Source organism: Xanthovirga aplysinae (assembly GCF_009711365.1).
Taxonomy (GTDB): domain Bacteria; phylum Bacteroidota; class Bacteroidia; order Cytophagales; family Cyclobacteriaceae; genus Xanthovirga; species Xanthovirga aplysinae.
This window is the reverse complement of the sequence record NZ_SMMB01001006.1, coordinates 1-6,511: the sequence shown is the minus strand read 5'-3', so window position 1 is coordinate 6,511 and position 6,511 is coordinate 1. Positions and strand designations below refer to the sequence as shown.

4 protein-coding genes are annotated in these 6,511 nt (G+C 33.9%); 3 read left to right on the top strand and 1 reads right to left on the bottom strand.

Annotated elements, in window-relative coordinates; genetic code table 11:
* Positions 1-220: 220 nt before the first annotated feature.
* Both E1171_RS10210 and E1171_RS10205 read left to right on the top strand, forming a co-directional pair.
* A complete protein-coding gene (locus E1171_RS10210) occupies positions 221-883 on the top strand; it encodes a DsbA family protein (RefSeq protein WP_187696380.1) in 663 nt (220 codons plus the stop codon).
* Between the two features lie 863 nt (positions 884-1,746).
* A complete protein-coding gene (locus E1171_RS10205) occupies positions 1,747-4,947 on the top strand; it encodes a cytochrome b5 domain-containing protein (RefSeq protein ID WP_155205904.1) in 3,201 nt (1,066 codons plus the stop codon).
* 555 nt (positions 4,948-5,502) lie between these two features.
* Here E1171_RS10205 and E1171_RS10200 read toward each other — a convergent pair.
* The gene (locus E1171_RS10200) at positions 5,503-5,973 is read right to left on the bottom strand and encodes a DinB family protein (protein ID WP_155205903.1); all 471 of its coding nucleotides are present in this window, start codon (positions 5,971-5,973) and stop codon (positions 5,503-5,505) included.
* A 333-nt stretch (positions 5,974-6,306) separates the two neighbouring features.
* On the opposite strand from E1171_RS10200, the gene E1171_RS24260 reads away from it, so the two are divergent.
* The coding region (locus E1171_RS24260) for a hypothetical protein (protein WP_222931464.1) at positions 6,307-6,511 on the top strand (205 nt) is incomplete at its 3' end.

The following is a 6,511-nucleotide window of genomic DNA, read 5'->3' as shown; positions in this document are numbered from 1 at the left end:
AGGCCATTTGAAAAATTTTAATTTCAATAAATTCTGGTTGAAGGATGAAAGTAATTTTACGAACAGAAATTTATTGGAAATGAATTAAAAGTTTAAAAAAGAATACATTAATTTCTTCATAAATCCCCTATCAAGAATTAATTTAAGTTTTTTGTTTCCTTTGTATTGCTACCCTGGAATACGAAACCCATGAAACATAATGGTATCAACCCTTAAAATTATGAAAGAAAAAATAATGGATTCATTTAGTGAACAAATAGAAATCGTTTATGGCTTTGATCCTTTATGTGGATGGTGTTACGGCTTCTCCAATGAATTAAAAGCAGTCATTGATTCCCTGGACCACAGGGTTAAATTTACATTAGTTAACGGTGGACTGTTTGCTGGAAGTAGAGGAATTAAAATGGGACAAATAAATGCTCATATCAAAAGAAACATGCCTTTAGTGACTAAAATTACAGGAACTCCATTTGGAGAGTCATTTATTAATGGTGTTCTTGAAGAATCAAACTACCCCTATGATTCCAAAAAAAGCTCTGTTGCAGTCATGGTAATTAAAGAGATGTTGCCAAAAAGAACTTTTGAATTAGCTTCAAATATTCAAAAAGAATTTTTCTTTGAGGGAAAAGATATTCAATCTGATCAATTTTATAGAGAATTAATCTGTGATTATCCCATAGATAAGGAAGAGTTTATCCGTAATTTAAATAGTAAAAAATATATAGAAAGTGCTGAACAAGAGTTTACATTAGCCTCTCAATATGGCTTTAACGGTTATCCTTCTTGTCTTTTACGCAAGGGAACTTCAACCTTTGTCTTAAGTCATGGATTTGTAAAAGCTAAGCCATTAATACAAAAAATAGAAAGCTTTTTAAATCAGTAGGTATTCAAGTGGGTAGTAAATAGCATTGTCTTAATGTTTACCTCTGAATGCCTCCAAAGGCTGATTATGATGATGGGTATAATGAAACCGGGAAATAAATAAAAGATAGTAGACACTGACTCCCCTTTTCGGCTTTCTTGCTCCTACCTTATTAACAAGACTGGTTTCCGCAGTGATTAAAACCGATGCCTTTAGGTTTACACTTTTTCTTATCCCATTGATCCATTTGTCAGCTCAAAATTGATGTTCTATCACTTTTTAATGCTTGAGGCATCCATCGCTTATAAACTAAAAGGCAGCTTGAGAGAAGTGGGGATCAGTTCCAATTAAAATTTGCTGAACAACTATTAAAGCCTTCAAAAAATCTCTAAAGGCTATTGGGTGAATTGTGGTCCATTTTAACATTAACAATAGTGATTTTCCAAAATACCTTAGTTGTGAGGATGTGTTCACGTACCAAAAGCTCTTTATTGGTAACCATAAACCGTCCATTTCCCACCTGTACATGGGATAGCTATATACCTGTTTATTTATAGTCACCGGCAATTAGATATAGGTTTTTTCTTTCCCCAAGTTCACACAGGATTTCTTTCCACCTCAGGTGTTCAAGCGCTCACTCATTACAAACCAATTATTTCCGGCTACAGATTGCGTGATATCTTAAAAGAACTTACTAGATATATCGAAAAGGACAAATAATGGCCTTTTTTTAAATAGTTGTTGTCTACCGCTATATTTGGCCTCTTCCACCCCTTTTAAAATATCAAAAAAATCTTTTTATACGGTAATATATTTTAATCAGAATAAAAAACTATATTTAGGTTTATTGTGATAAGAAGCATTAAAACCTAGCTCTAAAAAGTATGATTGCTAAAAACAAAGTAAAGTACTCACCAGCCTATGAGTATCTTTTAAATGCTGAGGCAAAAAATATTGAATTAGAACACGAGAACCTTGGTTTTTTAAGTTTGGAAAATGGCTTTATGCCATCTCTGGAACCCCTACAAAGCCTTCCCTCTCAATTCTCTAAATGGGACGAAATAGCTAAAAATCTACCTTTTCATTATAAGCATCAAACCCTCAGAAAGGCCCTAAAAAAACTACCACTACTTATTCCTGATAAGGAAAATTTACCTGACAAATATTTATGTCGCGCTTCAGCTTTAATGAGTATGCTCGCTCATGCATACGTAAGAAATGAAAGGGTTGAAGACCTTAATATTCCTGAATCCATTGAGGTACCGTGGAAGATCATAACAAAGCGCCTAAAAAGGCCTAAACCTTTTCTATCATACATTGATCTAATCATGTATAATTGGAAAATTAGAAATAGGAATGAAGATTTTGAAGTAGAAAATCTGGATCTATTAATCCCGACGGTTAACAATCAGGAAGAGCAGGTGTTCTATTTAACTCAGGCAGAAATTTCACATAAAACAAGAGGTGCTGTAAAGATTATCGCTGGGATTCAAAATCATATTCTAAATGACAGATTGAAAGAAGTCGTTAAAGGAATTAAAGCTCTTAAAACAATTATTGAAAACATTACTGAAACGAGTTTTTTAAAGATAAACCCAAATCCTAGAAGCAGGACCTATGTGGATCCTATTGTTTGGGCAAAGACTGTAGCTCCATTTGCTGTTCCTTTAAAGGAAGGTATTCAAGGGCCAAGTGGAACTTCTGCTCCAATATTTCATTTACTAGATACTTTTATTGAAAGAGCTAAATACGATACTATATTAGGTAAAGAGGCTTTGTTTATAAGAAAATGGTACCCAGAACATTGGAGAAATCTACTAAATAAGGTGGATAAAATATCTGTTCTTGAATACATAGGCAAAAAGCAAGATGGAGAGTTAACAGGGATCTTTAATTCTTTTCTAGAAAGTTATTCCGGGGAAACTGGTTTTTTAGGTGTTCACAGAAAAAAAGTATACGGCTATCTTCAAATGGCATTTAAAGTGGGAAGGTCTGTTACTATTGGAGGATTTACTGGTTTGTTTAAGGCACGTACCTGGGAAGAAGTGGATGATCAATTAGAAATTACAAGGAAAGAAAGGTATGTAAACAAAAAACTGCGCTGCCCTTATAGTACTATCATGGATAAAGTAGATATTGGAAATGGGAAAACCAAACACATAAAGTTGAATGTAGCCAAAAAAGGAATTGACTACCGACCAGGTGATAGAATAGCCATTCTGCCTAAAAATAAAAGAGAAGTGGTTAATAACCTATTAAGAAGGATGTCATTAACGGGGGAAGAACCTGTGGAATTGACCAATGAATGGAAAAATTATTTGTCTTTCTATTACCATTTAGATAGAACAAGTATAAACGTAACCGAAATACTATCTTATGCCAATTTATCCAATGTAAAGCAGATCATAGGATGTCCACATATGTCTGGGAATTCCACTTCAAAAATAACTTTTGAGGAATTTGTTCAAAATAGTTTGCAAAATGATCTAGATGTGAAGAAATTTCTTTTACCCCATTTGTGTGAAATTTTGGAACCAGAAAAAGAACGATTGTACAGTATTTCATCAGGATTTGATAAGGAAGAAATAGATTTAATTGTAGAACACTCAGAAACCAAGGTGAAAGATAAAGTTTTTAAGGGGGTAACTTCTTCTTATCTTCATTCTGAGGAATCCAATCAAACAAATTTTCTACCTTTTAAAATCGTTCGCCCCTTGCGATTTTCTCCTCCAAAAGAAATAAATGTACCGATTTATCTTTTTGCAGGAGGAACAGGTATTTCTCCCTTTAAAGGATTTTGGGATCATCTAAGATCTCAAAATAAAATACCATTACTTCATTTATTTTATAGTGTAAAACAAGAATCTGATATTGTCCACCCAAAGGAACTAATCGAATTAATGAAATTGGGGGCAAAGGTAAGTATTGCTATTACAAGGGAAAGCAAAAAATTAGATATTGATGAAAGTTTAAAAAAAGGTGAATTAGCATTTGTGAATGACTCTTCCTTATCATTAATACAATTAATGAAACAATCCTCCAAATCGATCTTTAAGGCCTTAAAATCAAAATCCAATAGCGGTTTAGGAGGGTTGTTTTATGTTTGTGGTAAGGCTGGTTTTTCGAAACATATTATTTCAAATATAAAAGAAATTATAGAAGAACATATACCTGATTCTCCAATAGAACATGAAGAAATATTTTATTCTTTATTTTCCGAAAATCGCTTTATGCAAGATATTTTCACAAGTCCACATCATGTAGAAACCACTCCCCCAAGATATTTTAATATGTCAGAAATTGTGAAGCACAATAATGATAAAAATGGATATTGGGTAGCGATTAACAATAAGGTGTATGATTTAAGTGAATTTAAGGAAATACATCCTGGAGGTGCAAAAATTGTTCTTGATAATACAGGTAGGGATGCCACACATGAATTTAAAAGAGCAAATCATCATAAGTCTCCGGAAATCATGTCCATGCTTAGCATGTATTACATTGGAGAATTAAAACAAATTAATTTGCCGAAAGAGCTTCAAGGGGCATATAATGAATGGTTAAATACCCTTCATTTTTGCACGGAAATGCTGAACACCTTTGTCACCGACCATTCTATTAATGATAAGAAAACTACAGCAGTTGAGGATTCGGCAAATGTAACACCTTATAAACTGGCATTACTTGTAGAAAACCATCTTCGGTTTAAAGAGGAATATATACCTCTAATTATTAAATCTCTGAAAGCCTTATTTGCTGATGATAAGAAATTATTGAATTTAATTAGGCTTATTAAGAGTATTCATATTGAAGATTTCTCACAAGAAAAAATTTCAAGAAGCATTAGGCAAGGAAGTATAGGAAAGGCTTGGAGTAAAATAATTAATATTCAGAAGGGTGACGAAATGATTATTAAAGAATTTCGAAACTTACTTTGGGCCGGATTAAAATTCTTTGAATTTTATGAACCAGATTTGGACAGGATTTTCGAGCATTCAATGAGTAATTTGATCATTAATTATTCCAATGCGTTGGAAGAGTATAAACGTTACTATGAATCTATAAACTTAGAGGTAGCCATATAATTTAGATAGAGAATCCATATTCTGCCACTCCATTATAAACAATAACCACCGAAAGGATGCCTACGCAGCTACAATCGTTAAACCATAGGTTGTGTTTTTCTTTAGCCGCCCAAGAAGAAGGTTTTGCCTTTAGATGAACCTATAAAAAAGAAGTGCCGAAAAGTAACCAAACCCTTATATGGGGCCAAGCATTAAGAAATGGTTCTATGGAGCATTTTAGTGAGGAGCTAGATTGCAGAGAAGGATGTAAGTAGGATTGTATGTGAGGGTCACTGGAGATCATTTGACCGTCAGCCATCTTCAGAATTGGAAACCGTGGTTCTTTTTTCACTTTAGCTTTATAATCTTACTGTTTAGTATTTTCCAACAAAAGTCCGGTCATTAACCCAATATTTCTTCTATTTTTTCCATTTTGATTGTCTAATCATCAAATCCTCAGAAAAGTCAATTTATTTCTCATTTCTAAAGCATTTATTTTATTTGTCGTTTTGCAAGTCTACCGATAATTAGAATATTAGTCCAAATGAATGCAATATTTATTCAAACTACTTGCTCTTAACCACCTGTCTTTTTGAAGAGGGCTAGTTGGCCCAAATGGTAGGAATTGTGATCAATAATAAGGAGGACCTCTCTGAACAGGGAATACTTTTTTCCTGCTGGCATTGGTTCGAAGAGATTTAATTCCTTATTAGTGATGAGCTTCGTGATCACAGAAAGGTCTTCAAGAAACAGTTGGTAAGAATTGTTCCAGTCCTCTATGGATGCAGTTCCTTTTTTCGACCAATAGCCCTCTGGCCAGGAGGATTGTGTATAGTTTGGATTTACAACAAAGTCGAGAATGTCCTTTTGGCACAGCCGGATATGTTCAAGTAGCTGCCAGGGAGTATAATCCACATTTTCCAATTTCTTGTTGATCAGATGCTCAGGATAGTTATCCAGCACCTCTTCGTATCTCAAATGAGCGTTTTGTTCGGTCAGAAAAGACAAGATTTCTTTTCTGATTAGGGTATCTGTATCGGTTTTCATATGGATAACCTATTAACAGGTTGTTACTGAATCCTTTAAGAAAAACATTACTGAAATCATAAGCATTTTTGGGTTCATAATTGTTTAAGCTCTGACTTTTAAATAATTAGAAGCAGTAATAGAATGTACTCCTCTCCCACAGTATCAACTGCATCCACTAATGACAAGATCCCAAATGTCATTCTTTATTTCAAGGTATATTTCTATCTATTAGAATTAAGCAACTCTTTAGCCTAGCAAAACCCTATTCGTCATTCTAAAAAGCAAATGACAGAGGGTATTAAAGGCCTGTCTTGAAACACAATTAAGAAGGCCAGAATAAAGCTAAAAAAAGTGGGATTAATTGACTTCAAAGAGGGTAATTCAGGCAAGGCAACTATTGAGAATTCAACCGTCTATCAGCTTATTGTTTCGGAATCAAACACAGGGTCAAATTTTGATTCATGCACAGGGTCAGAATTTGACCCAGGGTCAAAAATTGACCATGAGACAGGGTCAGAAATTGACCCCCACACAGGGTCAAAATTTGACCATATAA

What these genes read in the sequence shown, in the direction of transcription:
- E1171_RS10210 (WP_187696380.1), top strand. Translation starts at nt 221, where the DNA reads ATGAAAGAAAAAATAATGGATTCATTTAGTGAACAAATAGAAATCGTT.
- E1171_RS10205 (WP_155205904.1), top strand. Translation starts at nt 1,747, where the DNA reads ATGATTGCTAAAAACAAAGTAAAGTACTCACCAGCCTATGAGTATCTT.
- E1171_RS10200 (WP_155205903.1), bottom strand. Translation starts at nt 5,973, where the DNA reads ATGAAAACCGATACAGATACCCTAATCAGAAAAGAAATCTTGTCTTTT.